The sequence below is a fragment of the Salinicola endophyticus genome, assembly GCF_003206575.1.
In the GTDB taxonomy this organism is placed as follows: domain Bacteria; phylum Pseudomonadota; class Gammaproteobacteria; order Pseudomonadales; family Halomonadaceae; genus Salinicola; species Salinicola endophyticus.
The window spans coordinates 85,440-111,225 of record NZ_PZJO01000008.1 but is presented as its reverse complement, the minus strand read 5'-3'; the positions used below and the strand labels follow the sequence as shown (position 1 = coordinate 111,225).

The 25,786-nt window shown below is 67.1% G+C and carries 21 protein-coding genes; 6 read left to right on the top strand and 15 right to left on the bottom strand.

The annotated features are described in order from the left end of the window. Nucleotides 1–57: 57 nt before the first annotated feature. Nucleotides 58–1,062: a LacI family DNA-binding transcriptional regulator gene (locus tag DOM66_RS16140; protein ID WP_110690874.1), complete on the bottom strand. Its 1,005-nt coding sequence runs from the start codon at nucleotides 1,060–1,062 to the stop codon at nucleotides 58–60. Nucleotides 1,063–1,303: 241 nt separating this feature from the next. Then, a complete protein-coding gene (locus tag DOM66_RS16135) occupies nucleotides 1,304–2,206 on the bottom strand; it encodes a LysR substrate-binding domain-containing protein (protein ID WP_110690873.1) in 903 nt (300 codons plus the stop codon). A gap of 189 nt (nucleotides 2,207–2,395) precedes the next feature. On the opposite strand from DOM66_RS16135, the gene DOM66_RS16130 reads away from it, so the two are divergent. After that, nucleotides 2,396–2,980, top strand: a complete 585-nt coding sequence (locus DOM66_RS16130) for an NAD(P)H-dependent oxidoreductase (protein ID WP_110678585.1) — start codon at nucleotides 2,396–2,398, stop codon at nucleotides 2,978–2,980. Here DOM66_RS16130 and DOM66_RS16125 read toward each other — a convergent pair. Beyond that, entirely contained in the window at nucleotides 2,977–4,260 is a 1,284-nt protein-coding gene (locus DOM66_RS16125) for an MFS transporter (protein WP_110690872.1), read from the bottom strand. The two genes, DOM66_RS16130 and DOM66_RS16125, sit on opposite strands and share 4 nt — an antisense overlap. 266 nt (nucleotides 4,261–4,526) lie before the next feature. Between DOM66_RS16125 and DOM66_RS16120 the strand changes: the two genes are divergently transcribed. Continuing rightward, nucleotides 4,527–5,945: an FAD-binding oxidoreductase gene (locus DOM66_RS16120; protein WP_110690871.1), complete on the top strand. Its 1,419-nt coding sequence runs from the start codon at nucleotides 4,527–4,529 to the stop codon at nucleotides 5,943–5,945. A gap of 67 nt (nucleotides 5,946–6,012) precedes the next feature. Here DOM66_RS16120 and DOM66_RS16115 read toward each other — a convergent pair whose 3' ends face one another. Continuing rightward, on the bottom strand, nucleotides 6,013–7,485 hold the full coding sequence (locus DOM66_RS16115) for an alanine/glycine:cation symporter family protein (protein WP_110690870.1): 1,473 nt from the start codon (nucleotides 7,483–7,485) through the stop codon (nucleotides 6,013–6,015). A gap of 232 nt (nucleotides 7,486–7,717) precedes the next feature. Here DOM66_RS16115 and DOM66_RS16110 point away from each other — a divergent pair, with 232 nt between their 5' ends. After that, a complete protein-coding gene (locus DOM66_RS16110) occupies nucleotides 7,718–8,539 on the top strand; it encodes a helix-turn-helix transcriptional regulator (RefSeq protein ID WP_110678579.1) in 822 nt (273 codons plus the stop codon). Nucleotides 8,540–8,777: 238 nt separating this feature from the next. Here the strand turns inward: DOM66_RS16110 and DOM66_RS16105 are convergent, their stop codons facing one another. After that, the gene (locus DOM66_RS16105) at nucleotides 8,778–10,346 is read right to left on the bottom strand and encodes an alkaline phosphatase D family protein (RefSeq protein ID WP_110690869.1); all 1,569 of its coding nucleotides are present in this window, start codon (nucleotides 10,344–10,346) and stop codon (nucleotides 8,778–8,780) included. 293 nt (nucleotides 10,347–10,639) lie between these two features. Here DOM66_RS16105 and DOM66_RS16100 point away from each other — a divergent pair, with 293 nt between their 5' ends. Both DOM66_RS16100 and DOM66_RS16095 read left to right on the top strand, forming a co-directional pair. Beyond that, entirely contained in the window at nucleotides 10,640–11,083 is a 444-nt protein-coding gene (locus tag DOM66_RS16100) for a CBS domain-containing protein (protein ID WP_110678575.1), read from the top strand. An 81-nt stretch (nucleotides 11,084–11,164) separates the two neighbouring features. Continuing rightward, nucleotides 11,165–12,088, top strand: coding sequence for an ornithine cyclodeaminase family protein (locus DOM66_RS16095; RefSeq protein ID WP_110678573.1), 924 nt, complete (start codon nucleotides 11,165–11,167; stop codon nucleotides 12,086–12,088). Nucleotides 12,089–12,119: 31 nt separating this feature from the next. Here the strand turns inward: DOM66_RS16095 and DOM66_RS16090 are convergent, their stop codons facing one another. After that, entirely contained in the window at nucleotides 12,120–13,295 is a 1,176-nt protein-coding gene (locus tag DOM66_RS16090) for an alkene reductase (protein ID WP_110690868.1), read from the bottom strand. 126 nt (nucleotides 13,296–13,421) lie between these two features. Between DOM66_RS16090 and DOM66_RS16085 the strand changes: the two genes are divergently transcribed. Next, nucleotides 13,422–14,465, top strand: coding sequence for a LysR family transcriptional regulator (locus DOM66_RS16085; protein WP_110690867.1), 1,044 nt, complete (start codon nucleotides 13,422–13,424; stop codon nucleotides 14,463–14,465). A gap of 62 nt (nucleotides 14,466–14,527) precedes the next feature. Here DOM66_RS16085 and DOM66_RS16080 read toward each other — a convergent pair whose 3' ends face one another. The 9 genes from DOM66_RS16080 to DOM66_RS16040 all read right to left on the bottom strand — a co-directional run bounded on the left by DOM66_RS16080 (nucleotide 14,528) and on the right by DOM66_RS16040 (nucleotide 25,746). Further along, nucleotides 14,528–16,723, bottom strand: coding sequence for an OsmC domain/YcaO domain-containing protein (locus tag DOM66_RS16080; protein WP_110690866.1), 2,196 nt, complete (start codon nucleotides 16,721–16,723; stop codon nucleotides 14,528–14,530). Between the two features lie 227 nt (nucleotides 16,724–16,950). After that, a complete protein-coding gene (gene glpK / locus DOM66_RS16075) occupies nucleotides 16,951–18,459 on the bottom strand; it encodes a glycerol kinase GlpK (protein WP_110678565.1) in 1,509 nt (502 codons plus the stop codon). A 57-nt stretch (nucleotides 18,460–18,516) separates the two neighbouring features. Next, on the bottom strand, nucleotides 18,517–19,224 hold the full coding sequence (locus tag DOM66_RS16070) for an MIP/aquaporin family protein (RefSeq protein ID WP_232825316.1): 708 nt from the start codon (nucleotides 19,222–19,224) through the stop codon (nucleotides 18,517–18,519). 127 nt (nucleotides 19,225–19,351) lie between these two features. Next, complete coding sequence (gene glpD / locus DOM66_RS16065) at nucleotides 19,352–20,866, bottom strand: glycerol-3-phosphate dehydrogenase (RefSeq protein ID WP_110690865.1); 1,515 nt, start codon at nucleotides 20,864–20,866, stop codon at nucleotides 19,352–19,354. A gap of 280 nt (nucleotides 20,867–21,146) precedes the next feature. After that, nucleotides 21,147–21,941, bottom strand: a complete 795-nt coding sequence (locus DOM66_RS16060) for an ABC transporter ATP-binding protein (RefSeq protein ID WP_110690864.1) — start codon at nucleotides 21,939–21,941, stop codon at nucleotides 21,147–21,149. Continuing rightward, nucleotides 21,938–23,002 (bottom strand): FecCD family ABC transporter permease, encoded by a 1,065-nt coding sequence (locus DOM66_RS16055; RefSeq protein WP_110690894.1) that lies wholly within the window; start codon nucleotides 23,000–23,002, stop codon nucleotides 21,938–21,940. Before DOM66_RS16055 ends, DOM66_RS16060 begins: the two co-directional genes overlap by 4 nt. Nucleotides 23,003–23,157: 155 nt before the next feature. After that, a complete protein-coding gene (locus DOM66_RS16050; RefSeq protein WP_245392464.1) occupies nucleotides 23,158–23,940 on the bottom strand; it encodes a M15 family metallopeptidase in 783 nt (260 codons plus the stop codon). Between the two features lie 7 nt (nucleotides 23,941–23,947). Then, nucleotides 23,948–25,228: a TRAP transporter large permease gene (locus DOM66_RS16045; RefSeq protein WP_110690863.1), complete on the bottom strand. Its 1,281-nt coding sequence runs from the start codon at nucleotides 25,226–25,228 to the stop codon at nucleotides 23,948–23,950. Then, a complete protein-coding gene (locus DOM66_RS16040) occupies nucleotides 25,225–25,746 on the bottom strand; it encodes a TRAP transporter small permease (RefSeq protein ID WP_110678558.1) in 522 nt (173 codons plus the stop codon). Before DOM66_RS16040 ends, DOM66_RS16045 begins: the two co-directional genes overlap by 4 nt. Nucleotides 25,747–25,786 lie beyond the last annotated feature (40 nt).

Genomic DNA, 25,786 nt, shown 5'->3' with positions numbered 1-25,786 from the left:
GGGTCCTCGAGTGCCGCGGGGGCGGCGTGGGTGAAATCGCATGGCGAGTGGGAAACTTCATGGCGAGCCCGGCGCGGTGATGGTGCCGCCATCGAACAACCAGTGGGGCAGGCGCCGCGAACGGCTGGGGCGCCCGGCGAGTGCGGCCAGCAGCTCGCGGCAGGCGTGTTTGCCGATATCGGTACTGGGCTGATGCACGCTGGCCAGTGATGGCACCATCAGCGCGCCGAAATCCATGCCGTCGAAGCCGCACACCGAGATGTCGTCGGGCACGCGCAGACCCAGGGTGGCCAGCTCGGCGATCACCGCGGCGGCGAGCAGATCATTGGAGCAGAACAGCGCGCTCGGTGGCTGCGGGGCAGCGAGCAACTCCTTGAGTCGGCCGCGGTCGGCGGCGGTGTGGCGTGACATCGAGACGTGGATCGGGGGCGGCAGCCCCAGTGTCTCCGCGCACGCCATTGCCCCCGCCAGGCGGTGTACCGCGCGGTCGGAGGCGGCCAGCGGGCCGCTGATCATGGCCAGCTGGCGATGCCCCTGCGCGGCCAGATGGGAAACCATGTCGGCGGCGGCGGCGCGGTTGTCGACGCTGACGCAGGGGTGGCAGTCGGACTCGTTGTAGGCCAGCACGAAAGGCACTCCGCTGCTGCCGAGCTCGCCCAGCGTGGCGCTATCTGCGGGGTCGGCCACGGTCAGGATCAGCCCCTCGACACGGTGATCGAGCAGGCTGCGCGCGGCCAGGCGTTCACGCTCGCTGTCGTAGCCGGTAGTCGCCAGCATCACGCTGTAGCCGGCATCTAGCGCGGCCATCTCCGCGCCCTCGAAGCAGGCGGCGAACACCGGGTTGGCCAGAGTCGGCAGCAGCAGGCCCAGCGTACGGGTGCTGCCCGAGCGCAGGCTGCTTCCGACCTTGTTGGGGCGGAAGCCGAGACGCTTGGCGGTGCTCAGAATGCGCTCGCGAGTGGCCGCATTCAGCAGCTCCGGGCGGTTGAACGCCCGCGACACCGTGGCCGGCGAGACACCGACCTGCTCGGCGACCTGGGTCAGCGACGGGCGCGAGGCCATGAGCTACCTCCCGGCGTGGCTGCCTGCACGATATCCCTGAACGCGCTCGCGACGATCCGACCCGAACCACAGCATGACGACATCGATCCACCTGCCCATGGCAATGAAAACGTTTGCAGTCTGGGGTGAATGCATGACGCTGGCGTGACGCCGGTATGTCAGTTGGGTGAAGCGTTAACGGAAGCGTCGAGCGGCCGAAACCGCGTCACGCGTCGAGAGAGCGTCACGCGTCGAGATAGCGTCACGCGTCGAGATAGCGCGTCGGCAGCCGCTCGGCGAGAAAGTCCATGAAGGCGCGGGCGCGGCGGGTCAGCGCGGTCTGCTGGTAGTAGACTGCGCTGACCCGCTGGGTCTGCAGCTCGGTCGCCGTCGCCAGCACCTCGACCAGCTCGCCGCGCTGGCGGGGTGGCAGCGTCATGTAGTCGGCCAGGCAGGCGATGCCCTCGCCGGCCAGCGCCAGGCTGAGCAGGGTGCTGCCGCTGGAGGCGCTGAGCGTGGGGGTGATGAGCAACGGCTCGCCCTGGGCATCGCGCAGCGGCCAGCGGTTGAGATGATCGAGCTGGCTGAAGCCGAGCAGGTCGTGATCCGCCAGCGCCGCCACCTTTGCCGGCGTACCGCGGCGCTCGAGATAGGCCGGGCTGGCGACCAGGCGCAACGGGCTGTGCCCCAGGGTGCGGGCGTGGAGCGAGGAGTCCTCCAGGTCGCCGATACGGATCGCCAGATCGACGCGCTGCTCGAGCAGATCGATGAAGCGGTCGTGGGTATCCAGCTCCAGGGTGATACCGGGATAGCGGCGGCGGAACTCGCCGATCAGCGGCACGAGCACCAGTTGCATGAAGCTCGGGGCGGCGTTGACCCGCAGCCGCCCCTGGGGCTGGTCATGGTGCCCGACCACCGACTCCTCCGCAGCCTCCACCGCGTTGAGGATACGGCGGCAGTGGTCGAGAAAGGTCTCGCCCTCCTGGGTCAGCTCCAGGCGCCGGGTGGTGCGCCGCATCAGGGTGGTCTCGAGCTTGCGTTCGAGGCGGTTGAGCGCGCGGCTGACCCCCGACACGGTGATGCCGAGCCGCTCGGCGGCGGCGGTGATCGAGCCGCAGTCGACCACGGCGATGAAGGCCTGCTGTTCTTCGAGAGTGCTTTTCATGATCCGGAAGCCGTCGGTGGCGGAAGGCGTGTCGGCGCGGTTTGTTGATTCTAAAGCAAACGTGACTTACCCGGGCGCGGGTTTTTCGTGTGCCCGAGATCCCCACAATAGCGCCCATCGATCGCTGACAGCGAGCGGCGCGCAGCGCCGGAAGCGCGGTCACGACCACGCATTGGAGGAGATCTCGAGATGAAGATACTACTGATCAACGGCGGCAAGGCCTTCGCGCATTCCCGCGGTGAACTCAACAATACCCTGCACGCGGTGGCCGTGGAGACGCTGGGAGCGCTCGGCCACGAGATCCGCGAGACGGTGATCGAGCAGGGTTACGTCAGCGCGGCGGAGGTCGACAAGATTCTGTGGGCCGACACCATCGTCTACCAGATGCCCGGCTGGTGGATGGGTGCACCCTGGAGCGTGAAGCGCTATCTCGACGAGGTCTTCACCGAAGGCCACGGCACCCTCTATGCCAGCGACGGCCGCTCGCGCCAGGACCCTACCAAGCAGTACGGCAGCGGTGGCCTGCTGCAGGGGCGGCGCTACCTGCTCTCGCTCACCTGGAACGCCCCCCGCGAGGCATTCGAGGCGCCCGACGACTTCTTCGAGGGGCGTGGCGTCGACGGGGTCTACTTCCCGTTCCACAAGGCGCAGCAGTTCATCGGGCTGGCCGCGCTGCCCACCTTCATCGCCAACGACGTGATCAAGGCGCCCGACGTCGAGCGTGACGTCGCTGCCTATCGCTCTCACCTGCGCGAGGTGTTCGGCACGGCCTAGTCTGCGTCTTCGCTGCGTGTCTCGCCCACCCCGAACCAGAATACCAGTGGTGCCAGCGCGCCGAAGGCAGCGAGGAACACAAAGCCGCCGACATAGCCGCTGGCATCCACCACATAGCCGGCGACCAGGTTGGAGGCGGCCGCGCCAAGCGCGAACAGCGTACCGAGGACCCCGATGGTGGCGTTGTAGCGCCCGCTGCCGCGGGTCAGGTCGGCGGCCACGATCAGCCACAGCACGCCGAAGATTCCCGCACCGATGCCATCCAGCGCCTGCACCAGCAGCAGCCACACCGGATCGTTGCTGACCCCGTAGAGCAGGCCGCGCAGCGGCAGCGCGAGCAGGCCGATCATCAATACCGGCCGTCGCCCCCAGCTCATCGCTCGGCGCCCCGCCCACCAGGCCACCGGTATCATCACCAGCTGCGCGATCACGATGCACGCCGACATGTAGAGCGAGGCGGCCTCCTGATCGCCGAGGGTCAGGTACTGGCCGACCAGCGGCAGCATCGCCGCGTTGGCGAAGTGAAACAGCGTCAGCGCCGCGCCCAGCATCAGCACCCGGCGGTCGCGCAGCACCTGCAGCAGGCCGCTGGCATGGGGTTGCGCGTCGGTTGTCTCCTGTGCCACCGCACCGCGGGCGGCGACATGGTCGATGTCCGTCTCGCGGATCGCCAGCGCGCTGATCAGGCTGCCGCAGGCGAACAGCAGCAGCGAGTAGAACAGCCACTCGATGCTCAGGAAGTGCGCCAGCAGCCCGGCGAGCAGTGCCGAGACCACGTTGCCGGCGTGGTTGAACACCTCGTTGCGGCCCTGGCGCGCGGGGAAGCGCCGGCGCCCCACCATGCCCAGGGTGATCGCCGCCACCGCCGGCAGCAGCAGTGCCGCACTGACCCCCATCAGCGCCTGCAGCAGCAGGATCGAGGGCAGATTGACGAAGGCCGGCAGTGTCATCAGCACGCTGCAGACCGCCACCACCAGGGTGGCGAGGGCGGTGAGCAGGCGCTTGCGGCGGGTGATGTCGAGCAGTACCCCGGCGGGGCTCTGGGAGAGCATGGTGGCGAAGGTCATCGCCGACATCGCCAGACCGATCTGCCCTGCGCTCCAGTCGAAGCGGGTCAGCAGGTAGATCCCCAGGAAGGGCCCCACGCCGTCGCGCACATCGGCGAGGAAAAAGTTCAGGCCATCCAGGCCGCGTTGGCTGCGCCCTGAGGGCGTATGAGATGGGGCAGACGCATGTGATTCGAGAGGCGGGTTCTCGGCGGGCTGTGGCGCTGGCGGCATGGGGGCTCTCGGGCATCCACCGCGGGCTGCGGCGACAGCCAGTGTAGCCGGGATGTGCCGAGACGGCCCCCGCGCAGGGCGGGACCGCCGGCGATGATCGGCGTGATCGACACATAGAGACTAGATGGAGACCACATAGCGAAGACATGGCGGTGCCAGCCGTGTCCGGTAGTTGCCCCCCACCGCCCACGGTTGGGTATGCTAGTGGCACAACCGATAGCCTGCTCATCGTCGGCACGGTACCGATGTACTCACGAGGTTTCGCCATGACCCCTGCTACCGCTTCCCCATCGCTTGCTCTGCCACCACGGCCCTCGGAGGTCGCGCTCGAGGCGCTGATCGGCGAACTCGCGCCGCGACTCGGCGAGCGGATCACCACCGCCCGCGGCGTCCGCGATCAGCACGGTCATGACGAGTCCTGGCATCACCCGGGCGCGCCGGATGCGGTCTGTTTTCCCCACACCACCGAAGAGGTGGCCGCGGTCGTCACGGCCTGCGCCCGCCATCGGGTACCGGTGATCCCCTACGGGGTCGGCACCTCGATCGAAGGGCAGGTGATCGCCGAGCACGGTGGGCTGTGTGTCGACCTCTCGGCGATGAATGCGATTCTCGCCGTGCGCCCCGAGGACATGGACGCCACCGTCCAGCCCGGCGTGACCCGGACCCAGCTCAATACCCACCTGCGCGCCAGCGGCCTGTTCTTCTCCGTCGACCCGGGCGCGGATGCGAGCATGGGGGGCATGGCCTCGACCCGGGCCAGCGGCACCAACACCGTGCGCTACGGCACCATCCGCGAGAACGTGCTGGCGATGACGGTGGTGATGCCGGACGGGCGCATCGTCAAGACCGGTAGCCGGGCGCGCAAGTCCGCTGCCGGCTACGACCTGACCCATCTGATGATCGGCGCCGAAGGCACGCTCGGCATCATCACCGAGCTGACCGTCAGGCTGCACGGCCTGCCCGAGGCGGTGTCGGCGGCGACCGTGGCATTCGAGGATGTCGCCGGGGCGGTCGATACCGTGATCGCCTCGATCCAGTACGGTATCCCCATGGCACGCATCGAACTGATGGACGCGCTCGCCATGCGCGCGGTCAACCGTTTCTCGCACCTCGACTACGCCGAGAAGCCGACCCTGTTCCTCGAATTTCACGGCACCCACGCGGGCGTGAAGGAGCAGGCGGAGAGCATGGCCGCGTTGTGTCAGGAGTTCGGCGGCAGCGACTTCGCCTGGGCGACCAAAGAGGAGGAGCGCAGCGCGCTGTGGCAGGCGCGTCACGACGCGGCCTACGCAGCCAAGGCGCTGCGCCCGGGGGCGGAGTTTCTGGCCACGGATATCTGCGTACCGATCTCCGAGCTCGCCGCCTGCATTGAAGCGACCCAGGCCGACGTGGCCGCCAGCGGCCTGATAGCGCCGCTGCTCGGCCATGTCGGGGATGGCAACTTCCATCTGGTCGTCGCGGTGGATCGGGAGAGTCCCGAAGAACTCGAGACGCTGGCGGCCTTCAACCGGCGCCTGATCGAACGCGCGCTCGCCGCCGGAGGCACCTGCACCGGCGAACATGGCATCGGCAGCGGTAAGCGCGGCTATATGGAGGCCGAACATGGCGAGGGCTGGGCGGTGATGCGCACCCTCAAGGCCGCACTCGATCCGCTGGGCATCATGAACCCCGGCAAGCTGGTATAGCACTGACGGGGCCACTCGGGCAGAAGACGGCCCTGCTCCGCTGGGGGCGGGGCCGTGATCTAGGGGCTCAGCCCCGGCTGGTGGCGGGGGTATTGCCCAGGGTGCGGTGGGCGCGTTCGAGATCTTCCGGTGCCAGTTCCCACGCCTGCGGGTCCAGATTCAGCTCCGGATGGTCCTTGGCGTTGAAGATCGGGCGTTCGATGCCCTGGCGCCGCTGACCGTCGAAGTCCTTGAGGATGCGCAGCCCCGACTTGAACAGCAGGATCAGCGCGACCAGGTTGGCGACCGCGAGCAGCCCCATGGTGACGTCGGCGAAGCCGAAGACCGTGCCCAGATCGGTGGTCGCGCCCCAGCACACCAGCAGCACGATGGCCACGCGGAAGGCGTTGAACAGCGTCTGGTTGTCGCGGCTGAAGTAGTTGAGGCTGTTCTCGCCGAGATAGTAGTTGTAGAGGATGGTGCTGAAGGCGAACAGCAGCAGCGCCAGACTGACGAAGGTGCGCCCCCACTCGCCGACATGGTCGGCCATCGACGCCTGGGTCAGCGCGATCCCCGCCACATCGCTGGCCGAGGCCGGATCGTAGACGCCGCTGAGCAGGATCATGAAGGCGGTGGCCGAGCAGATGACCACGGTGTCGATGAACACCGAGAACGCCTGCACGATGCCCTGGTTGGCCGGGTGCGGCACATAGGCCACCGCCGCTACGTTGGGCGCGCTGCCCAGGCCGGCCTCGTTGGAGAACAGGCCGCGCTTGACGCCCATCATGATCGCCGCGCCGATACCACCGCCGATCGCCGGTTCGAGGCCGAAGGCGCTCTTCACGATCAGCACGATCACGTCCGGAATCTTCTCGATGTTGAGGCCCAGCACCAGCAGTGCGATCAGCAGATAGCCGCCGGCCATGAACGGCACCAGCACCTCGGAGATGCGCGCGATACGCTTGATACCGCCGAAGATGATCAGACCCACGATCAGCGCCAGCCCCAGCCCGCTGTAGAGCACCGGCACGCCGAAGGCATCGCCGAACGAGGTGGCCACGGCGTAGGACTGCAGCGCGGTGAAGGCGAAACCGAAGGTCGCCAGCAGCAGCACCGAGTAGACCGCGGCCAGCCAGCGCCAGCGCCGCCCCAACCCGCGCGAGATGTAGTAGGCAGGGCCGCCGCGGTAGGTGCCGTCGGCCTCGGCTTCCTTGTAGGTCTGCGCCAGAGTGCACTCCAGGAAGCTGGTGGCCATGCCCATCAGACCGACCACCCACATCCAGAATATGGCCCCCGGGCCGCCGAGGGTGATCGCCACCGCCACGCCGGCGATGTTGCCGCCGCCGACACGTCCGGCCACCGACAGTACCAGCGCCTGGAAGGAGCTCAGATGGCCGTGCTTGTCGCGCCGGAAGGCCTGGCTGGCGCCGAGGATGCGAAACATCTGGCCGAAGTAGCGAAACTGCACGAAGCGCGAGGCGAGGGTGAAGCCGACGCCCACGGCGATCAGCAGCACCAGCAGGACCTTGCCCCACAGCAGGTCGTTGAGGAAATCCAGCATGCGTTGTCTCCGCTCTTGTGTTGTTGTGAACGAGTGTCGTGAACGAGTCGTTGGGGAACGTGTGATCGCGGACGAGCCGTCGTGAAGCGTGTCGTTGTGGACGGCATCGAGGCGTCGCCACGCATTTAATCACTCGCTGAGCGGAGGGGAATTTGACGTCCTGTTGCAGCCTGACGCACTCTTTTGCGCACCCAGTGCACCAGAGTGCGCCAGTCTCCAGTGAGCCCTTCTCATGCAGGACGATTTCGCCGCCAATCTGCGGCTGCTGTGCAGCTACTACCGCTCGATCGCCGAGGTCTGCCGGCGGCTCGAGATCAACCGGGCGCAGTTCAACCGCTACCTCAGCGGGCGCTACCGGCCCGCCGGCCACACCATGCGCCGGGTCTGCGATTTCTTCGGGGTCGAGCTCCACGAGATCGTGCTGCCCCACGCCGAGTTCCAGACGCTGGTGCGCCTGCGCCCCGGCACGCCGGGGCAGGGAGACGCCGAGGGCGCTGCTCCCGACCTGGGGCTACCGGCGGCGCTGCTGGAGACGGGCCGCCAGGGGATGTCGCGCTATCTGGGCTACTACCACGAGTACTACCTGGCGATGTCGCGACCCGGGCACGTGCTGTGCACGCTGGTGTGCCTCGAGCGCCACGGCGACGATGTGGTCTACCAGCGCACCGAGCGCATGCCGGCCGTCGGCGGTGGGCGGCTATGTCACAACCGCTATCGCGGCGTGGCGATGCTGCTGAGCGACCGTCTGTTCCTGGTCGACCACGAGTCGCTCAACGGCCACGAGATCACCCAGACGATCCTGTTCCCCAGCTTCAAGAGTCAAGTCTTTAGGCTCTCCGGTCTCAAGCTCGGGGTGGCGGACAGCAGCGAGCGGATGCCCTGCAGCGTGCGGGTGGTCTACGAGCGCCTCGCGGGGGCACTGAACGTGCGCCAGGCGCTGGCGGGGTGCGGCCTGTATGCGCTGGACGACCCGCGCCTCGACCCGGCGCTGGTGGCGGCGATTCGTAACGAGGTGGGGCCGGGGGAGTGGCAGTTTCGGGCGCGCTACGTCTAAGAGGGTGTTTCCAACCCCCTCTGACGATGGGCGCTGGTGGCAGGGCAAAGCGAGGGTCCTTTGCCAGGGATGGCAAAGGTAGCGCCCAGGGAGGGGGTCACAGCGCCCTCGCGACGTCCTGTCGCCGGACAAGCCCACGTCGTCTAGGGGGTGTGAAAGGCGTTCTAAGAGCCAGCGCCGGCGGGCGAGCTGCCACGCCGGCGCTGTGTGCCAGGTGCTGCCTGAAAAGTCGACGAACTCAGGCGCGATTTTCGGGCGTCAGTACCTGGGTATGCAGGGCGGTGCCGTCGCTATCCTTCAGCGTCACCGTCAGCGTCTCGCTCGCGCCGTCGAGGTCGACCTGGCCGAAGAACTGATAGCCCGCCGAGGGCGGCAGGTTCTTCTGGCCCGCCGGCGGCGCCTTCTGGAACACCACCTTGGGGCCGAAAGTGGCGTCCAAGTCATTGGGGCCGAAGGTGCCGGCGTGCAGCGGGCCGCTGACGAACTCCCAGAGCGGCTTGAACTGCTTGAAGGCGGCGCGCTCCGGCGCGTAGTGGTGGGCGGCGGTGTAGTGCACGTCGGCGGTGAACCACACCACGTTGGCGATGTCGTCGTCGCGGATCGCCTTGAGCAGGCGTGCGATCTCCAGCTCGCGGCCCAGGGGCTGCCCGGGGTCGGCGTTGGCGATCGCCTCGAAGTCGTCGCCGTCCGGCACCACCAGGCCGATCGGCATGTCGGCGGCGATGATCTTCCAGGTCGCGGTGGAGCGCTTGAGCGCCTGGTGCAGCCAGCGGAACTGATCCTCGCCGATGAAGGCGGTGGCCGGCGAGCTCTCGGCCTGAAGATTGGCACTGTTGGGGCCGCGGTAGCTACGCATGTCGAGCATGAACACCTCCATGCCCGGGCCGTAGGAGAAGCGGCGGTAGATGCGCTGCGGCGCCGCCGCCGACAGCCGCAGCGGCATGTAGTCGAGAAACGCCTGACGCGAGCGGGCCGCGAGCAGGGCTACGCGCTTCTCGGTATAGCGGTCGTCGTCGAGGATCTCCTGGGGGTACCAGTTGTTGATCGTCTCGTGGTCGTCCCACTGGGCCAGGATCGGCACCTCGGCGGCAAAGCGGCGGAAGTTGGCATCGAGATGGTTGTAGGCGTGCTGGCCGCGATACTCCTCGAGGGTTTCGGCCACTTTCTGCTTGGCTGGGGTGACCACGTTGCGCCAGGTGCTGCCATCGGGCAGCGCGACCTCCGGCGCCAGCGGGCCGTCGGCGTAGACGCTGTCGCCGGAGTGGATGAAGAAGTCCGGGCGCACCTGACGCATCGCCTCCCAGGTGCGCATGCCGCCGCGGGACTCATCGATGCCCCAGCCCTGACCGACCACGTCGCCGGACCACACGAAGCGCAGATCCCGCGGTGTGCTCGGCGGCAGGCGCAGGCGGCCGACCACCGGCTCGCTGACCGCCCGGGCGTCACCCAGAGCAGCGAAACGCACCCGATAGTGGACTTCCGGCATGCCGCCGAGCCCGGTGGCATCGAGCTTGCCGATCAGCCCGCTGTCGGGTAGCACATCGACCCAGGGCAGCTGGCGGGCGGCGCGGAAGTCGGGATTGTCGGCGACCTCGATCAGCATCCGCGCCGGGCGGTCGGCGCGGGCCCACAGCATGGCGCGGTCGGGCAGTACGTCGCCGCTCATCACGCCCCCCTGGAGCGCCGGGCGGCGGCTCTCGGCGAGCACGATGGCCGGGGCGCCGAGCAGGCCGACGGCGGCAAGGCCGAGCTGGCCGCCTCGGGCCAGAAGGTCGCGGCGGGTGATGGGGGGCTTGGTGGGCTGCATGGTGTCGTCTCCTCGGGCGGTCACGGGCGTTACGCCAGAGGCTAGTGGGGGCAGATGACGACAGCGTGAAGCGCCGCTGTATGCCGCCGAGCGCAGGTAGTTTTCGTACAGAGCCTAGGCAAGGCAGATGCGGGGAATCCGGTTGGGTGCGCGAAGTCGTTGAGTGCAGGCGGTTTTCGCACAAGAACTAATTTAGGGCCTACGCTGCGCCGCCCGGCTGCCGATAATCACCGGAATGGTTGGTCAATCGCAGGATTGGTCAAGGCTTCGGAGGTCACTCAAGGAGAGTCGGCATGAGTCAGGCGTTACCCCAACGCGTTGCGGATATCATGATCCGTGATGTGCTTACCTTGCGTCTCGACCAGTCACTGCACGATGGCAATGAGGCGATGCGCGAGCACAAGATTCGTCATCTGCCGGTGCTCGATGCGCAGGCGCAGCTGGTGGGAATGCTCAATCAGAAGGTGGTGCTGCGTGAGGCGCTGCAGATCACCAATGTCTACGGGTCGAATCGCCTGAGCCATCACCTGGCCCTGATCCCGGTCGAGGAGGTGCTCACCGGCGACGTGCCGACGCTGACGCCGGAGACGCCCCTGGCCGAAGCCGGCCGCGCCCTGCTCGACAATCGCCAGGGCGCGATGCCGGTGGTCGATGGCGACGGGCGGCTGGTGGGGATCGTCTCGTCGGTGGACTTCGTACACCTGGCGGTGCGCCTGCTCGAGGCCCAGCCTGCCTGAGCGGCGCTTGCGCTGCGGCACCCACACTGGCTAGGGTCGATCGGAGACGACCAATACGACACCAGCAGTGAGGGCCAACGGATGCGCCAGATCGGCTATGAGGACGCGCGCGGCGCGCTGGAGTGGGCGGGCGCGGTCGAGGCTCTGCGCCAGGGCCATCTGGGCGCACCGCCGCAGATCGACGACAGTTTTCTCGGCCCGGCCGAGGGCACGCTACTCAACCGCTCCTGCTTCATCCCCGGGCTCGGCTACGGCGCCAAGGCGGTGACCGTATTCGAGGCCAACGCCGCGCGCGGGCTGCCGACGGTGCAGGGGGCGATGCTCTACTTCGCCCCCGAGGATGGCCGGCTGCAGGCGGTACTCGACAGTCGCCTGGTCACCGAGATCAAGACCGCCAGCGACTCGGTGCTGGGGGCGCTGTGCCTGGCGCGGCCGCAGAGCCGCCAACTGCTGATCTGTGGTGCCGGGGCAGTGGCGGCGAGCCTGATCGAGGCCTATAGCGCGCTGTTCCCGTCCCTCGAACGCATCAGCCTGTGGAACCGCACGCCAGCCCGGGCGGCGGCACTGGCCGAACGTTATGCCGGCCACCGCGTGCCCGTGGTGACAGCGAACGCGCTGGCCGAGGCCGCCGGCCAGGCGGATATCATCGCCACCGCCACCCTGGCACGGGAGCCGTTTCTGCGCGGCGAGTGGGTGCGCCCCGGCACCCATGTCGATCTGATCGGCGCCTTCAAGGCCGACATGCGCGAGGCCGACGATGCCCTGCTGACCCGCGCGCGGCTGTTCGTCGACAGCCGCGACAGCACCCTGGGCCATATCGGCGAGCTGGCTATCCCGCTGGCCGCCGGCACCATCGCGGAGAGCGACGTGCTGGGTGATCTGCGTGAGCTGCTCGGCGGCGCCCCCGGCCGCCGGGACGACAGCGATATCACGCTCTACAAGAACGGCGGTGGCGCCCATCTCGATCTGATGATCGCGCGCTATATCGTCGAAGCCAGCGGCTGAGTCGCTAGGGCGGCGCGCTGGGGCATCATCCCTATCGCGCTGCGTCCACCTCCGCCGGGGTGGCAACGGCGGCCTCGCGCGTGGCCTCGGCGTAGGTGGGATAGTCGATATAGCCGACGTCAGTGCCGCCGTACATCGTCGCCGGGTCGACGTCGTTCAGCGGCCAACCGTGGTAGAGCCGTTGGGGCAGGTCCGGGTTGGCGATGAAAGGACGCCCGAAGGCGAACAGATCGCCGTAGCCCCGCTCGCGCATCCAGAGCGCCTTCTCGGGGGTGTAGCGCCCGGCATAGAGCAGGCAGCCGGAGAAAGTCTCGCGCACGGCTCGGTAGAAGGTCTCCGGCAGGTCCGGCGCATTGTCCCAGTCCGCCTCGGCGAGTGACACGTAGGCGACGCCGGCCTGCTCCAGGCGCTCGATGGCGGTGACGTAGGTGGTGTGCGGATCGCTCTCGACCAGCCCCAGATAGACACGGTCCTCCTCGGTGCTCTCGAACAGCGGCGAGAAGCGCACGCCGACGCGCTCCGCACCGAAGACGCCGGCCACCGCGTCGACGATCTCCTCGAGAAAGCGCAGTCGGTTGTCGAGGCTACCGCCGTAACGGTCGGTGCGAGTGTTGGTGTGCTCGGAAATGAACTGGTTGACCAGATAGCCGTTGGCGCAGTGCAGCTCGACCCCGTCGAAGCCCGCCGCCAGGGCGTTGCGCGCTGCCTGGGCGTAGCGTTCGACCAGCTCTTCGACGCCGGCAGTGGTCAGCGCCTCGGGTTCGCTCGGCGCGGTGAGCATGCCTTCGCCCGGTGCGGTCTCGACGAAGACGCTGACCGAGTCGGCGCGAATCGCCGACGGTGCGATCGGCGCCTTGCCGCCCGGCTGCAGCGAGCGGTGCGAAACCCGCCCGACATGCCAGAGCTGGGAGAAGATCACGCCACCGCGGGCGTGAACGGCTGCGGTGACTGCCTGCCAGCCCGCGATCTGCGCCTGCGAATGGATGCCCGGTGTCCAGGCGTAGCCCTGGCCCCGCGGCTCGATCTGTGTACCTTCGGTGACCATGAAGCCGGCACCCGCACGCTGGGCGTAGTACTCGACCATACAGTCGTTGGGAACGTTGCCCGGCTGGCTGCTGCGCGAGCGCGTCAGCGGCGGCATCACGATGCGATTTTTCAGGGTATACGGCCCCAGGCCGACCGTTTCGAACAGTGCTGCATTATCCATTCTCTTCCCTCTCCGGACGTCGTGGCGGCGAAGCCTGCCTGCCGCCTCTCGGTCGAATTCGATGGCGAGAGGGTAAGGAGTCCGAGCTACCATTAGAAACAATGTTTCTTTGTAAAGGTTACCAATATGAATGGTGAGGGCGTGGAAGATGAGCACAGGGAGGGCGATAGCGATCGAGGGAGTCGCGGGGGAGAGGGTCTCGGGGGAGAGGGGCGCGAGGGAGAGAAACACGAGATAAGCGACAGCGCCAGGCGGCCGGGCGGAGGAGAACGCACGCGACGTGCCGGGCGGCTCAATCGGCTCGATCTGAAGCAGCTGCGGGTACTCCAGGCGCTGCTGCGCGAACGCAATCTCTCCCGCGTCGCCGTCGGCATGGGGCTGACCCAGCAGGCGATCAGCGAACAGCTGCGCAAGCTGCGCGAGCTCTTCGACGACCGGCTCTTTCTGCGTCAGGGCAACGGCATGACCGCCACGCCGCTGGCGCTCGAACTCGGCGAGCGGGTCGAGCGGATTCTTCACGAGATCGATGCGCTGCTGGCGCCGGTCGAGTTCACCCCGGCCACCTACGAGGGCGTGGTGACGCTCAGCGCGACCGACTATGCGATGCAGGCGATCTTGCCGGCGTTCCTGCGCGAGGTGCGTCAGCAGGCGCCGTTTCTCAGGCTGATCGTGCAGCCCTTCGAGAGTGATCAGGTCGAGCGCAAGCTGATGTCGGGGGAGCTCGATCTGGCGCTCTCGTTCCCGGACTTTCTGCCCGATTCGCTGCCCTATCTCACGCTCTTCGACGATCGCCACGTCTGCGTCGCCAGCCCCTGTTCGCCGCTGCACGGCCGGACGCTGTCGATCGGGGAGATCGCCGCATTGCCGCAGCTGGTGGTCTCGCCGTCACGTTCGGCGCTCAAGGGCTCCCACGATCAGTGGTTCGCCGACCAGGGGTTGGAGCGCCATATCGTCATCTCCGTGCCGACGTTCAAGGCGGCGCCGGATGTGCTCTACACCACCGACCTGATCGCTTTCTATCCCGCGCGGCTGCTGCCCAATCCCAAGGTGGCGCCGCTCACCATCGATTTCGCCACGCCGACGTTCGAGGTGGCCGTTGCCTGGCATCCGCGCACCCAGGAGAGCGCGATTCACCGCTGGATGATCGAGAAGCTGGCGCGGCGGAGTTAAGGCCAGGGCGCACGAGCCCCCCGCAGCCACCTCGAGAGAGGGCGGCGGGGGGCTGGAGGCGCTCAGCCCCGGTGCGTCGCCCGCCAGGCATGCAGCTTGTGATAGCTCTCGAGCAGGCGCTGGTGGCGCTCGATGCCGTCGAGCTCAAGGCTGGTCGGTGTCAGCCCGGGGAAGCGCACCGAGCCCTCCACCGCGCCGATGGCGTCCGCCATCTTCGCCTCGCCGAACATCCGGGTCAGGTTGTGGCGGTAGTCGTCGAGGTCGAGATCGTCGTCCAGGGCAATCTCGAGCACCGCCGACAGCGCCTGATAGAAGAGCCCGCGGTCGACGGTGTTGTCGTTGAACTGCAAGAACATCTGCGCGCCGTCCAGGGCGTCCTCGAGGCGGCCCAGCGCTAGCTGGATCAGCAACTTCAGCTCGGCGATGGTCAGCTCCGACCACACGGTGTTGTCGTCGAACTCGATCCCGATCAGGGTGACGATCTTCATCTGCTCGTCGAGCTCGCTCTCCTCCAGGCGGTCGAGCAGATCGGTCAATTGCGCCTCATCCAGGGCGTGCAGCGCGAGAATATCTTCGCGGAAAGTTAGCGCCATGTTGGTGTTGTCCCACACCAGATCCTCGACCGGATAGACCTCGGAGTAACCGGGCACCAGGATGCGGCACACCGGGGCGCCGAGGTCATCGTGGAGGGCGACATAGGCCTCCAGGCCCTCCTGCTCGAGAATCGCGAACAGGCGCTCGGCCTCCTCGTCGTTGGTGCCGGAGAAGTCCCACTCGACGAAGTCGACATCCGCCGTTGCGCTGAAGAAGCGCCACGACACCACGCCGGAAGAGTCGATGAAGTGCTCGACGAAGTTGTTCGGTTCACTCACCGCCTGGGAGTTGAAGGTGGGCGGCGGCAGGTCGTTCATGCCTTCGAAGCTGCGCCCCTGCAGCAGCTCGGTGAGGCTGCGTTCGATGGCGACCGACAGGCTGGGGTGCGCGCCGAAGGAGGCGAACACGCCGCCGGTACGCGGGTTCATCAAGGTGACGCAGGCGACCGGGAAGCGCCCGCCGAGCGAGGCATCCTTGACCAGCACCGGGAAGCCCTGGGCTTCCAGCGCCTGCACGCCTTCGAGAATCGTCGGGTACTGCGCCAGCACCGCCTCGGGCACGTCCGGTAGCGCGATCTCCTGCTCGATGATCTGGCGCTTCACCGCCCGTTCGAAGATCTCGGAGAGACACTGCACCTGCGCTTCGGCGATGGTGTTGCCCGCGCTCATGCCGTTGCTGAGATAGAGGTTCTCGATCAGGTTGGAGGGGAACCATACCGTCTCGCCGTCCGAGTGGCGCTGGAACGGCAGCGAGACGATGCCGCGGTCGGTGCGTCCGGAGTTGGTGTCATAGAGGTGCGAGCCTCTGAGCTCGCCCTCCGGATCGAAGATCGCGCGGCAGTGGTCATCGAGAATCTCGCTGGGCAGCGCGTCGTCCGGCCCCGGCTGGAACCAGCGCTCGTTCGGATAATGGACGAACGAGCTGGCGGCGATCTCGCTGCCGAAGAACTGATCGTTGTAGAAGAAGTTGCAGGAGAGGCGCTCGATGAACTCGCCCAGCGCCGAGCACAGCGCGGCCTCCTTGGTCGCCCCCTTGCCGTTGGTGAAACACATCGGCGAGGCCGCATCGCGAATGTGCAGCGACCAGACGTGAGGCACGATATTGCGCCAGGAGGCGATCTCTATCTTCATGCCGAGCGCCTCGAGGATGCCCGTCATGTTGGCGATGGTGCGCTCCAGCGGCAGGTCCTTGCCTTCGATCCAGGTCTCCTGGCTCTCGGCGTCCTTGTCGAGCGAGCCGCCCATCAACAGCGCCTGGGCGTTCTCGTCGATGTTCTCCACCGCCTCGATCTGGAACTCGGGGTTGTTCTGGATCACCCGTTTGACCGAGCAGCGCTCGATCGAGCGCAGAATGCCGGTGCGATCCTTGTCGGAGATGTCCGCCGGCAGCTCGATCTGGATGCGAAAGATCTGGTTGTAGCGGTTCTCCGGGTCGACGATGTTGTTCTGCGACAGCCGGATGTGCTCGGTGGGGATCTCGCGGGCGTTGCAGTAGACCCGCACGAAATAGGCCGCGCAGAGCACCGTGGAGGCGAGGAAGTAGTCGAACGGACCCGGCGCCGAGCCGTCGCCCTTGTAGCGGATCGGCTGGTCGGTGATCACCGTGAAGTCGTCGAACTTGGCTTCCTGGCGCAGGTTGTCGAGATAGTTGACCTTGATTTCCATGGAGAGAGACCGCGTTGATAAGTGGCTGACCTCCGTGACCGACGGGAGGTGGATGGCGGCCATTATCCGGGTTTGAGGGCGCTTCGTCTTGGGGGCGTACTGGGAAGTGGAAGCGCCTGGCGGCAGGTGGGGGTGGAGGTGTGTCCGGCCGATGGGACGACAAGGGCCCGAGCCTCCCGGCTGAGAGGACTCGGGCCCTGTCGGTTCCGACGCGAGGTGCGGGACGCTTATGAAGCGACCTGGAATGCCATGGTCGCCTGTACCGCCCGCTTCCAGCCGTCGTAGAGCGCGTCGCGTCGATCCTGGCGCATGGCCGGTTCGAAGCGGCGTTCGATCGCCCACTGCTCGGAGATCTGCTCGCGGGATTCCCAGAATCCGAGCGCCAGTCCGGCGAGGTAGGCCGCGCCGAGTGCGGTGGTCTCGCTGATCTCGCTGCGCAGCACGTCGACACCGAGGATATCGGCCTGGAACTGGGCCAGGAAGTTGTTGGTGATGGCGCCACCGTCGGCGCGCAGTTCGGTCAGGTCGATACCCGCGTCGGCCTGCATCGCCGTGAGCACGTCGGCGGTCTGGTAGGCCATCGACTCGAGGGCCGCGCGGATGAACTGCTCCTTGCTGGTGCCGCGCGACAGGCCGAACATCGCCCCCCGCACATTGGAGTTCCAGTAGGGCGCGCCGAGACCGGTGAAGGCCGGCACCAGATAGACGCCCTCGTTGTCGCCGGCGCGTTCGGCGTAGGCTTCGGAGTCGGAGGCCTTGCCGAGCATGCGCAGCCCGTCGCGCAGCCACTGCACCACCGAACCGGCCACGAAGATCGCGCCTTCCAGCGCGTACTCGACCTCGCCATCGATCTCCCAGGCGATGGTGGTCAGAAGGCCGTTGTCCGAGATCGTCGCCTCGGTGCCGGTATTCATCAGCGTGAAGCAGCCGGTGCCGTAGGTGTTCTTGGCCATGCCGGGCTTGAAGCACGCCTGACCGAACAGTGCCGCCTGCTGATCGCCGGCGATGCCCGCGATCGGCAGCTCCGTGCCGAACAGGAACTTGGGCAGCATGTAGCCGTAGATCTCGCTGGAGGACTTGACCTCGGGCAGCATCGATTCCGGCACACCGAGCATCTCCAGCAGCTCCGGGTCCCAGCGGCGCTCGCGAATATCGAACATCAGCGTGCGCGAGGCGTTGGTCACGTCGGTGACGTGCTCGGCACCGCCGGTCAGGTTCCAGATCAGCCAGGAGTCCATGGTGCCGAACAGCAGGTCGCCCTTCTCGGCCTTCTCCCTGACGCCATCGACGTTATCCAGGATCCACTTGATCTTGGTCCCCGAGAAGTAGGCATCGATCACCAGGCCGGTCTTGTCGCGGACCTTGTCGGCATGGCCGGCGCTACGCAGCTCGTCGCAGATCTCGGCCGAGTGGCGGGATTGCCAGACGATCGCGTTGTAGACCGGCTGACCGGTGTGCTTGTCCCAGATCACCGTGGTTTCGCGCTGATTGGTGATGCCGATACCGGCGATCTCCTCGACGTTGACCTGAGAGTTGTTGATCACCTCGGTCAGGGTGGTCAGCACGCTGGTCATGATGTCGCGCGGGTTGTGCTCGACCCAGCCCGGCCGCGGGAAGATCTGCTCGAATTCGCGCTGGGCCAGGCCGGCGATCTTGCCCTGGTGATCGAACAGCATGGCTCGCGAGCTGGTGGTGCCCTGGTCGATGGCGAGGATGTATTTCTTCTTGTCACTCATGGGAGATCTCTCCTTCCGAATGGTGAGGCGACGTGTCTCTGAAGAGCCCGTTGCAGCTCAATAGACCGTTGCGACGAGTGCAGCGAGGATGCTGCCGGTGATCGGGCCGACGAAGGGCACCCACGCATAGCCCCAGTCATTGGTGCCCTTGTGCTTGATGGGCAACATGGCGTGGGCCAGACGCGGCCCCATGTCGCGGGCAGGGTTGATCGCATAGCCCGTGGGCCCGCCCAGCGAGGCGCCGATCGAGACCACCAGCAGCGCCACGGCCAAGGGCCCCAACCCGTTGGGCGTATGGCCGAACATGATGACGACGAACACCAGCACGAAGGTCCCGATGGCTTCGGTCACGCAGTTCCAGACACGCGACCGGATCTGGGGGATGGTCGAAAAGGTGGCCAGGATGGTGGTGGCATCCTCGGTGTCGTCGTATTGTTTCTTGTAGCAAAGGTAGCAAAGCACCGCACCCAGCCAGGCACCCACGAATTCGCCGGTGAAGTAGGCCAGCGTATTGTCCAGGGTGATGGGAATGCCTTTCGCGTACTCCGTGGCCGGGCCCAGCCACAGTGCCAGTGTGATGGCCGGATTGAGATGCGCCCCGGTATCGAACGCGATCCACACGCCGCAATAGACGGCGAGTCCCCAGCCGAAGAAGATCAGCAGCGGGCCACCATTGTGACCGCCGGTCTTCTTGAGCAGCACGTTGGCGACCACGCCGCAGCCGAGCAGCGTCATGCAGGCCGTACCGGCAATCTCGTGCAGCACTATCTTTTCTATGACTCCCATAGGACTCCCGTGATACTCGTCTAGATGTGGTGTGCTCCGAACGGACCTGAACGGCGGTGACGGATCGATCGTGAAGCCGATGGCCGGAGCGTGACTGGGTGGACGTTTACGCTTTTTCTTCCTCCGTGTGGGCAGCGGATGCTGCGAGATAGTCGGCGAGTCGACGCTGCTCGCGGTCGTCGAGTCGCAACCCTAGCTTGGAGCGGCGCCAGAGAATGTCTTCCGCGGTCCGCGCCCATTCGTGTTCGCACAGGTAATCGACTTCGGCGGCATAGAGATCGGCGCCGAAGTGTTCGCCGAGGTCGGCCAGGGACTTGGCCTTGCCCAGGATCGTCAGCGCTCGGGTGCCATAGTTGAATACCAGGCGGGTCGCCATCGCCGGTGGCAGAAAGGCGTGGCGAGTCTGCAACGACGCGACGAGCTGCTGCGGATTGGCGTCATCGCCGCCCGGCAGCGGATGGCCGTTGTGGGTCCAGGACTTCTCGCGCTGGCCGAGCGTCGGTGCCAGCTGGTCGACGGCATCCTCGGCCAGCCGGCGATAGGTCGTCAGCTTGCCGCCAAAGACGTTGAGCAGTGGCGCGCCACCGGCCGTGTCGAGCTGGATGCGGTAGTCGCGGGTGATCTCGCTGGCGTTGTCTTCGTGATCATCGAGCAGCGGGCGCACGCCGGAGTAGCTCCAGACCACGTCGTCGGCACTGATCGAGCGCTCGAAATAGCGGTTGATGGACTCACAGAGGTAGGCGATTTCGTCCGGCTCGATCGCCACCTTGCCCGGCGCCCCCGAGTGTTCGACATCGGTCGTGCCGATCAGGGTGAAGTCGCGCTCGTAGGGGATGGCGAAGACGATGCGGCCATCCGGCTGCTGAAAGATATAGGCGTAGTCATGCTCGAACAGGCGCTCGACCACGATATGGCTGCCCTTGATCAGGCGCAGTGAGTAGGGGTGGTTCTGGGCGGCGATATCGTCCAGGAAGCGCACCGCCCAGGGGCCGGCCGCGTTGACCAGGGCGCGTGCGTGCACCTCGAGGGTTTCGCCTTCGGCGGTCTTCAGCGAGACCGCCCAGCCATCGCTGCTGCGTGTCGCCGTCTCGGCCCGGGTGCGGGTCATGATCCGCGCGCCGCGATCGGCCGCGTCCATGCAGTTGAGCACCACCAGCCGGGCATCCTGGACCCAGGCATCCGAATAAACGAAGCCCTTGGTGAACGCCGCTTTCAACGGGACACCGGCCGGATGGTCGGCGAATTTGATGCCGTGCGAGTTCGCCAGCGACTGCTTGCCGCCGAGATGGTCATAGAGAAACAGGCCGGTGCGGATCATCCAGGCCGGTCGCAGGTGCTTCTGATGCGGAAGCACGAAGCGCATTGGCCAGATGATATGGGGCGCCATCTTGAGCAGGACTTCCCGCTCGGAGAGCGCCTTGGCCACGAGCCTGAACTCGTACTGCTCCAGATAGCGCAGGCCGCCGTGAATCAGCTTGGTGGAGGCCGACGAGGTGTGGCTGGCGAGATCATCGGCTTCGACCAGCAGTACCGACAGCCCTCGACCCACGGCATCTCGTGCAATGCCGGCGCCGTTGATCCCCCCGCCGATGACAATCAGGTCGTAGGTGTCTGTCCGCATGTTCGAGTTCGCTCTCTAATGATTCGCTTTGAATCATTATTGCGCGAAAGTGAACATCTTGGATGTGAGACAAAGGTCGTAGGGTTATGCGGATAGAGAGAGCTCTTTCGGGTATCTCTATGAAATGAATGGGTAAAGAGGTTTTCCGAGGAGTGCCTGGAGGGTTTCGATTGTGAAAAGACATGGGTGTCGAGAATACGGGTTCTTTCGTATCACAACATCCATTTACCTGTGTCCCGACTGAGGGGCGTAGGGGAGGGGCGCTGGCGATTCTGCGCCTTCAGAGTTTGACACCACCGAGCGGGTTTAGTGCCGCCAGCGGTGTTACCCGGGGTGGTTCGTTCGCGGGCCACTCGACGTGGGCGTGAATGGCGTAGACCTCGCGCAGCCGGGCGGCATTGAGCACCTCCCGTGGCGTGCCGGTGGCGCATACCCGGCCGCCGGCCCCCAGCATCCACAGATGGTCGGCGAAGCGCGCGGCGAGGCTCAGATCGTGGATGGCGATGATCACGCCGATACTCTGATCGCGGGCCGTGGCCTGCAGCCACGCCAGCACCTGCAGCTGGTGGTGCAGGTCGAGGGCACTGGTCGGCTCGTCGAGCATCAGCACCTGTGGCTCGCGCACGATCGCCTGGGCGATCGCCACGCGCTGGCGCTGGCCGCCGGAGAGCTGGCCCAGGTCACGCTCGGCCAGCGGTGTCAGCGCCAGCGTGTGCAACAGGCGTTCGACCCGCTCCAGATCCTCGCGGCCGCGCGCCGGATGGGTGGTGCGCCGCGCCAGCAGGACTGCCTCGAACACGCTCAGCGCAGCTCGGGTGGTGCTCTCCTGGGGCAGATAGTAGACCCGCCGCGCGCGCTCGGCGTGGGCCAGCCCGGCCAGGTCCTGTGTCTCGAGGTGAATCTCGCCGTGGTAGCGCACCAGCCCGGCGATCGCCTTGAGCAGGGTCGACTTGCCGGCGCCGTTGGGGCCGATCAGCGCGGTCACCTCGCCGGGGGCGGCGCGCAGCCCGGTGACCGCCTGCAGCACCGGCGTGCGCCCCAGTATCACCGATAGCGCCTCTACCGTCAGCGTCATCCCCACACCTCGCGCCGGCTCTTGATGATCAGCGAGACGAAGAACGGCAGCCCGATCAGTGCGGTGAGAATGCCGATCGGTAGCAGCACGCCGGGGATCAGGGTCTTCGAGGCGATCGAGGTCAGTGACATCAGCAGCGCCCCCACCAGCGCTGAGAGCGGCAGGAAGACACGCTGATCCTCACCCACCAGCAGCCGCGCGATATGCGGCCCCACCAGCCCGATGAAGCCGATGGTGCCGACGAAGGCGACCGCGGTGGCGGCGAGCAGCGAACAGCACAGCAGCACCAGCAGCCGTAGCCGGGGGACATCGATGCCCATGGCGCGCGCCTGCAGATCGCCCATGCGCAGTGCGGTCAGGCGCCAGCCGGCGATGAAGAAGACCGGTAGCGTGAGTGCCAGCGCGGCGCAGGCGATGCCCACCTTGGGCCAGCTGGTACGCGACAGCGAGCCCAGCGACCAGAACACTAGCTGCTGCAGCGACTGCGCCGAGGCGACGTACTGCAGCACGCCGAGCAGGGCGTTGAAGAAGAACATCAGCGCGATGCCCATCAGCACCATGGTCTGCACGCTGACCCCGCGCAGCCGGCTGACCAGCCAGATCAGCAGTGACGCGAGCATCGCCATGACGAAGGCGTTGAGCGTGGTCAGCAGTGCCTCGCCGCCCGGCAGCAGGCCGACCCCGAGCACGATCGCCAGCGCTGCGCCGAAGCTGGCGGCGGCGGAGACCCCGAGGGTGAAGGGGTCGGCCAGGGGGTTGTTGAGGATGGTCTGCATCTCGGCCCCGGCGCTGGCCAGTGACAGCCCCACCACGACCGCCATCAGCGCCACCGGCAGGCGGATCTCCCACACCACGATGGCCAGCGTGGTCGGTGCGCTGTCGGGGGAGACGATCGCCGCCACCACCGCCGGCAGCGGATAGTGCCCGGGACCGATGGCGACATCGGCGAGCAGCGACAGGCAGGTGAGCACGGCGGTCACCGCGATCAGCGCATAGTGGCGCCGGCGCCGGGAAAGATAGCGATCGGCGCTGCTGGACGAGGCGGCAACGGAGGCGGTCATGACGGGTAGCGGCAGGGCATGGAGGGAGAATCCGCGGGCGAACAAAAATGATTCTCGATCATAACACCGCCCGTCATCCTGTACAGACGACCCCGGCGGGTAACCACCACCCTGCGCGCCGGGCGGGTAGCACAGGCGGCGCAGGTACGCTCCGCTCAGCGTACCTGGGGCAGCCCCAGCGAGCGCTGGAAGCGCGCTTCCAGGCTGTCCGGGGCGCTGGGGCCGAACAGTGCCTGGGGCGTGTCCCGATACCAGGCCCACATCTGATCGCCGTAGCTGTAGTGCCACCACTCGCTGGGCAGATTGACGAAGCCGGCCTCGATCATGGCGTGGTAGAGAATACGCCGGCGCGCGCGGCAGGTGCGCGCGGCCTCGCTGTCGGCGGCGTGTTCGAAGTGGACGGTATGCGACGCCGCGCACGCCTCGTCGAAGGCCGAGCCCATCTCCAGCAGCACGCCGTCGGCGTCGCACAGCGCCACATCCACCGCGCCGCCGGTCAGGTGCGGGCTCGGACGTTCGGCGTTCACGCTGGGCGGCGAGACGAAGGCGCGTGCCAGGTGCCGGCGTTCGGCTTCGTCGTGATCGGCGTAGCGGATCTCGATCAGACCCATCAAGGTGTCGTAGAGGTAACGCTGCACGGCATAGGGGCGCCAGGCATCCAGCACCACCAGCCCCAGGCCCGCGGGCAGGCGGCGGGCCACCGTGAGCAGGCGGCGGTAGACCGCCTCGCGGGCCCAGCATTCGGGCACCGCGCCGGGCACACCCAGGGCGTGGTAGATCGGCAGCGTGCGCAGGGTCGGGGTGGCCAGGCCGAGGGGCATCAGCCCGCCGCCGGCGTCGGCGATCGGCAGCGCGCCGATCGCCGTCCAGTCCGGGTCGGTCGGCGCCGGGATGGGGCTTAGGGTGGGGTCGGTCACGGTCGAGCGAAGGGTGTCCAAGATGCAATCAGCCCAGAGTGTGGGGTAGCCAGGTAATCAGGCCGGGGAAGACGATCAGCAGCAGCAGCACGCTCACCGCGGTGAGAATGAACGGCCAGATGGTGCGGAACAGGACGGTGATATCGAGCCGGCTGACCGCCGCGGCGATGAACAGGCAGGCACCCATCGGCGGCGTGATCAGGGCGATGGTGATGTTGAGCGTGATGATCACGCCCAGCGCCACCGGATCGATACCGGCGGCCAGCGCCACCGGCGTGAACACCGGCGAGAGCAGCATCAGCGCCGAGACCTCTTCCATGAACATGCCGGTGACGAAGGTGATCGCACTGAGCATCAGCAGCACCAGGATCGGCGACTCGATGAAGGGTTCGAGCAGCCCGGCGAAGCGCTCCGGGGCCTGGGCGTAGGCCAGCTCCCAACTGATCACCGAGGAGATGCCGATGATCATGAAGATCGCCGCGCTCAGGCGGGTGGTCTCGACCACCGCGCGCCAGAAGGCAGCCGGCGACAGCGCCTTCAGCGCCAGGCCACACAGGGCGACGTAGAGCACCGTCAGCGCGCCGGACTCGGTCGGTGTGACCAGCCCCAGCACGATGCCGGCGACGATGATGAAGGGCGCGACCAGCGCCGGCATGGCCCCGCGTAGCGCCGAGCCGATCTCGGCCCGCGCGGGCAGCGAGGCGCGCCGCTGGAGCCCCACACGGCGCGCATGGATGGCGTTCATCGTCATGAATGCCAGCGCCAGCAGCAGCCCCGGTACCACGCCGCCGAGGAACAGCTGGCCCACTGAGGTGTTGGTCTGGGCGCTGTAGAGAATCATGAAGATGCTCGGCGGGATGATCGGGCCGATCAGCGAGCTGCCGGCGGTCAGCCCGGCGGCGAAGGCGGTGGAGTAGCCTTCGCGGGTCATCGCCGGCACCAGCAGCGAGCCCAGCGCCGAGGCATCGGCCGCGGCCGAGCCGTTGACGCCGGACATGAACACGCTGCCGACCACGTTGACATGTCCGATCCCGCCGCGCAGATGGCCGACGAACAGCCGTGCCACGCGCATCAGGCGCTCGGTCATGCCCACCGCGTTCATCAGGTTGCCGGCGAGGATGAACAGCGGAATCGCCATCAGCGAGAAGCTGTTGAGCCCGCCGAAGAACTGCTGCGGCAGCATGCGCGCGACCAGGCCGGGATCGATGAAGACGAAGCCCACCAGCGCGGTGACGATCAGGGTCAGGAACAGCGGCAGGCCGAGTAGGGTATTGGCGAGCAGCGCGGCGAACATGGTCGCGACCATCATGGGCGGGCCTCCGGCGGGGTCGCTGCGCTATCGGTGCTCTCGTCACTACCGGGCTGCGGCAGCGCCCGCGGGCCGTACAGCAGCACCTGCAGCGCCAGCAGGCCGAAGCCCAGCGGCATGACCAGCATGGGAATGGTGCGGCTGATCCCCAGGCCCTGGGAGGTGAAGTAGCCCACCGAGAGCGCGTAGTGCCAGCTCCACCAGGTGAGCGCCACGGCCAGCGCCAGGGTCAGCAGCCACTGGTAGCCCAGCAGCAGGCGGCGGGCGGTGTTGCCCAGGTGGCGCTCGAGCAGGGCCACGCGCATGTGCTCGCCGCGCACCCAGACGCTGCCGGCGATCAGCAGGGTCGAGGCGATCAGGCAGTAGCGGGCGAGCTCGTCGCTCCAGATCGGCGCCTGGCCGACCAGGTAGCGCGTGACGACGCCGTAGAGGATGTCGATCAGGGTGACGACGAGCGCCACGCCGCCCAGCGCGGTGGTCAGTCGCCCCAGCAGGCTCAGCAGGGTATCTCGGAACATGGTGGCTTCGCGCGCCGCCGGCAGTTCGCCGCGGCGCGCG

What these genes read in the sequence shown, in the direction of transcription:
- DOM66_RS16140 (WP_110690874.1), bottom strand. Translation starts at nt 1,062, where the DNA reads ATGGCCTCGCGCCCGTCGCTGACCCAGGTCGCCGAGCAGGTCGGTGTC.
- DOM66_RS16045 (WP_110690863.1), bottom strand. Translation starts at nt 25,228, where the DNA reads ATGATGGTCGCGACCATGTTCGCCGCGCTGCTCGCCAATACCCTACTC.
- DOM66_RS16110 (WP_110678579.1), top strand. Translation starts at nt 7,718, where the DNA reads ATGCAGGACGATTTCGCCGCCAATCTGCGGCTGCTGTGCAGCTACTAC.
- DOM66_RS16040 (WP_110678558.1), bottom strand. Translation starts at nt 25,746, where the DNA reads ATGTTCCGAGATACCCTGCTGAGCCTGCTGGGGCGACTGACCACCGCG.
- glpK (WP_110678565.1), bottom strand. Translation starts at nt 18,459, where the DNA reads ATGAGTGACAAGAAGAAATACATCCTCGCCATCGACCAGGGCACCACC.
- glpD (WP_110690865.1), bottom strand. Translation starts at nt 20,866, where the DNA reads ATGCGGACAGACACCTACGACCTGATTGTCATCGGCGGGGGGATCAAC.
- DOM66_RS16135 (WP_110690873.1), bottom strand. Translation starts at nt 2,206, where the DNA reads ATGAAAAGCACTCTCGAAGAACAGCAGGCCTTCATCGCCGTGGTCGAC.
- DOM66_RS16055 (WP_110690894.1), bottom strand. Translation starts at nt 23,002, where the DNA reads ATGACCGCCTCCGTTGCCGCCTCGTCCAGCAGCGCCGATCGCTATCTT.
- DOM66_RS16080 (WP_110690866.1), bottom strand. Translation starts at nt 16,723, where the DNA reads ATGGAAATCAAGGTCAACTATCTCGACAACCTGCGCCAGGAAGCCAAG.
- DOM66_RS16105 (WP_110690869.1), bottom strand. Translation starts at nt 10,346, where the DNA reads ATGCAGCCCACCAAGCCCCCCATCACCCGCCGCGACCTTCTGGCCCGA.
- DOM66_RS16115 (WP_110690870.1), bottom strand. Translation starts at nt 7,485, where the DNA reads ATGCTGGATTTCCTCAACGACCTGCTGTGGGGCAAGGTCCTGCTGGTG.
- DOM66_RS16130 (WP_110678585.1), top strand. Translation starts at nt 2,396, where the DNA reads ATGAAGATACTACTGATCAACGGCGGCAAGGCCTTCGCGCATTCCCGC.
- DOM66_RS16100 (WP_110678575.1), top strand. Translation starts at nt 10,640, where the DNA reads ATGAGTCAGGCGTTACCCCAACGCGTTGCGGATATCATGATCCGTGAT.
- DOM66_RS16090 (WP_110690868.1), bottom strand. Translation starts at nt 13,295, where the DNA reads ATGGATAATGCAGCACTGTTCGAAACGGTCGGCCTGGGGCCGTATACC.
- DOM66_RS16085 (WP_110690867.1), top strand. Translation starts at nt 13,422, where the DNA reads ATGAATGGTGAGGGCGTGGAAGATGAGCACAGGGAGGGCGATAGCGAT.
- DOM66_RS16060 (WP_110690864.1), bottom strand. Translation starts at nt 21,941, where the DNA reads ATGACGCTGACGGTAGAGGCGCTATCGGTGATACTGGGGCGCACGCCG.
- DOM66_RS16095 (WP_110678573.1), top strand. Translation starts at nt 11,165, where the DNA reads ATGCGCCAGATCGGCTATGAGGACGCGCGCGGCGCGCTGGAGTGGGCG.
- DOM66_RS16120 (WP_110690871.1), top strand. Translation starts at nt 4,527, where the DNA reads ATGACCCCTGCTACCGCTTCCCCATCGCTTGCTCTGCCACCACGGCCC.
- DOM66_RS16125 (WP_110690872.1), bottom strand. Translation starts at nt 4,260, where the DNA reads ATGCCGCCAGCGCCACAGCCCGCCGAGAACCCGCCTCTCGAATCACAT.